This is a genomic window from Actinophytocola sp. (genome assembly GCF_045807065.1).
GTDB lineage: Bacteria > Actinomycetota > Actinomycetes > Mycobacteriales > Pseudonocardiaceae > Actinophytocola.
This window is the reverse complement of the sequence record NZ_JBJMIE010000114.1, coordinates 1-2,784: the sequence shown is the minus strand read 5'-3', so window position 1 is coordinate 2,784 and position 2,784 is coordinate 1. Positions and strand designations below refer to the sequence as shown.

At 75.1% G+C, this 2,784-nt stretch carries 2 protein-coding genes and 1 pseudogene; 2 read left to right on the top strand and 1 reads right to left on the bottom strand.

Annotated elements, in window-relative coordinates; all coding sequences use genetic code 11:
- Positions 1-835: 835 nt before the first annotated feature.
- On the bottom strand, positions 836-1,417 hold the full coding sequence (locus ACJ73U_RS06660) for a hypothetical protein (protein ID WP_407776642.1): 582 nt from the start codon (positions 1,415-1,417) through the stop codon (positions 836-838).
- A 119-nt stretch (positions 1,418-1,536) separates the two neighbouring features.
- Here ACJ73U_RS06660 and ACJ73U_RS06655 point away from each other — a divergent pair, with 119 nt between their 5' ends.
- Together ACJ73U_RS06655 and ACJ73U_RS06650 are read left to right on the top strand one after the other, a co-directional pair.
- Entirely contained in the window at positions 1,537-2,502 is a 966-nt protein-coding gene (locus ACJ73U_RS06655) for a hypothetical protein (RefSeq protein WP_407776641.1), read from the top strand.
- Positions 2,499-2,784: pseudogene (locus ACJ73U_RS06650) on the top strand (type VII secretion-associated serine protease mycosin); the annotation flags it as partial. The gene ACJ73U_RS06655 and the pseudogene ACJ73U_RS06650, both read left to right, overlap by 4 nt.

The following is a 2,784-nucleotide window of genomic DNA, read 5'->3' as shown; positions in this document are numbered from 1 at the left end:
GGGAACCGGCTGTACCGCCCTTTTCCGTTGGTGTTGCAGCAGTCCGTGCGGGGTGGGGACCAGCAGGTGCTCGACATCGCCGCCGCGCCCCCCGGCTGGTCGCGTGCGGGTCGGCGGTCCTACGTCCACGCCTCCGGGGACGTCGTGGCGGACGTCGTGCCGTCCGGACTCGTGCTGCGGGCCGCTTCCGGGGAGCCGGCCGATCCCACCGCCGAGGCCGCGCCCTTCGACCCCGAGGGGTGGACGCTGGCGCTGGGCACGTCCGGTCAGGTCGTCGGCCTACCGGTGCTCGCGGCGGCGGAGGAGTTGCTCACGGTGCTGCCGGCACAGCAGCGGGCCGTGGTGCGGGTGCGCATGGCCGGCGTGATGGACGAGGAGGCGGAGCGGGCCCTCGACCGGTGGGGCTCGTCGCGGCGGCGGAAGTCGGTGGTGGCGGAGGAGGATGCGGTGCTGCCGGGGCGGGGGTTCGTGGTTGCCCCGCCCGAGCCGTCTGTCGTGCCGCCGTTTGGTGCCTCGTCCGGTGCCTCGTCTGGTGCCTCGTCTGCCGGGGCGTCTGTTGGGTCGCCGTCTGTTGGGGCGTCTGCCGGGGCGTCTGTCGTGTTGGTCGCGTCGGGGGAGGGTGGGGCGCGGCCGGGGAGTGTGGTGCCCGCGTTCGAGCCGGCCGTGGCGGGTGGTCTCGGGGCACGGCTCGGTGGGCCGGTGGATCCTGCCCCTGAGGTGGGGGTGCCGAGCGGTGACATCGGTGGTGACGCTCCGCCGGTGGGGCCGCGGCCTGGTGGGCCCGGGCCTGTGCCGCCGGTGACGGCTGCCGCTGGGCCTGCACCTGTTGCGCCACCTATGGCGCCGCCACCCGCGCCGTCCGCACCATCTGCGCCGGCTGCATCGCCCGCACCAGCTGTGCCGCTCGCGCCGCGGCCGGTATCGCCGGCCGCGGCGTCGATGCCGGGCGTGCCACCGGCGCCCGCTGCGTCGCCCGCAACGCGGTCGGCATCGCCGCCTGCGCCGTCGATGCCGACCGCGGCATCGGTGCAGGGCGTGCCATCGGCGCCGGCTGCGTCGCCTGCGCTGTCGGTGCCGACTGCGCCGCTTGTGCCTTCTGCGTCGCCGGCACCGGCCATGCCGTCGGTGCCGACCGTGCCGCCTGTGGCTGCCGGGTCACCGGCGCCGTTGCCGTCTCCGCCCGTTCCACCGTATGTGCCTTCTGCGTCGCCCGTGCCGCCCATGCCGTCGGTGTCGGCTGCGTCGCCTGTGGCTGCGGGAACACCGGCGCCGCTACCGTCTCCGCCCGCTCCACCGCGTGTGCCTTCTGCCTCGCCCGCGTCGGCCATGCCGCCCGCGTCGGCTGCGTCGCCCGCGTCGCCTGTGGCTGCCGGATCGCCTGTGCCGTTGCCGCCTCCGCCGGTTGTGCCGCCCCCACCGCCGGTGCCTTCGGTGCCGGTGGGTGGGGTGCCGCCGATTGTGACTACTTCTGCTGCTCCCGTGTCCACTGTGTCCGGTCCGCCGCAGTCGGTTCGGTTGCCGGAGGGTGTTGAGGTCGTGCGGGAGGAGCCTGTGCGGCGGGAGGCGGTGCCCGTGGAGAACCTGCGTCCTCCGGTGGGGGACGGGGGGCGGGCGTCGGGCGAGGAGGTCGTGCCTCGGGAGAGTGTCGAGGTCGTGCGGGCGCCGGCTCCGGTGGGGAAGGCGCTGGTGGTGCCGGGGCGCAACAGCACCGCTTCGGAGCAGGCGCGGTTCACCGCCGCGGCTGGGGAGTACTTCTCCGAGGCGCTGGCCACGGTGAACGCTGCCATGGCCACCTGGCCCTCCATGCGGGTCGACGACTCCCTGGGCGTGAAGGCCGACTACGTCGCCGTCTGTCTCTTCCTCGGGCGCGGGGACGGTGGGGCGCGGTCGGTCAACGGTGCGCTTCGGGTTGGGCAGGCCGGGGGGTTGGACGGGCAGATCCCCTGTCTGATGTCCGGGATCCGGCGGTTGCCCACGCATCGGCGGGCGGTGCTGCGGCAGGGCAAGGTGAACGAGTCGCTCGAACATCGGAGTGCGCCCGGGACCGTGCTGACCGAGCCCGGGTTCCTCGCGGGGAGCGTCGATCTCGACGTGACGGTGCCCGGGGCGGACCTCGACGTCCTGATCTGGCCCAGTTCGGCCCGGCGGACGTCGGAGCTGATGATCGGGCGGCCCATCGACGAGGCGGTGTTCGTCGCCGGGGCCCGGTTCAAGGCGCTTGCCGTGCGGACGGCCGAGGAGGACGACGAGGAGACCGAGGACGACGGGTCGCCTCAGGCGCCGCGGGTTGCCGTGCTCTACCGGGAGCTGGCACCCGGCGAGACGCCGACCACCACCGAGCTCGACGAGCGGGATCTCGCCGTGCTCGCCAAGTTGGACAGCGTGCTCGCGCGGCGCCACCAGGGGCAGCTGCGGCTCGTCGAGGATCCCGAGGTGGCCGCGCGGCTCACCACCTCCATGGTGGCCTGGCAGCAGGAGGCGGTCGCGGCGGTGGCGTCGTGAACCGGGGCGTGCGGCGGCTGGCCGGGGTGCTGGTCGCCGGGGTGCTCGGGGTCGTCACGGCCGTGCCCGCCGCCGCGCAGCCGTCGTCCTCGGCCAGTTCGACCGAGCAGGAACCGTGCCTGCCGCCGCCGCAGAGCGTCGACCCGTCCGTGCCGTGGGCGCAGCGGCAGCTGGCGCCGGAGCAGGTCTGGCCGCTGACCGACGGGGCCGGCGTCACCGTCGGCGTCGTCGACACCGGCGTGGACGGCAGCGTGCCGCAGTTGCGGGGGATCGTGCTGCCGG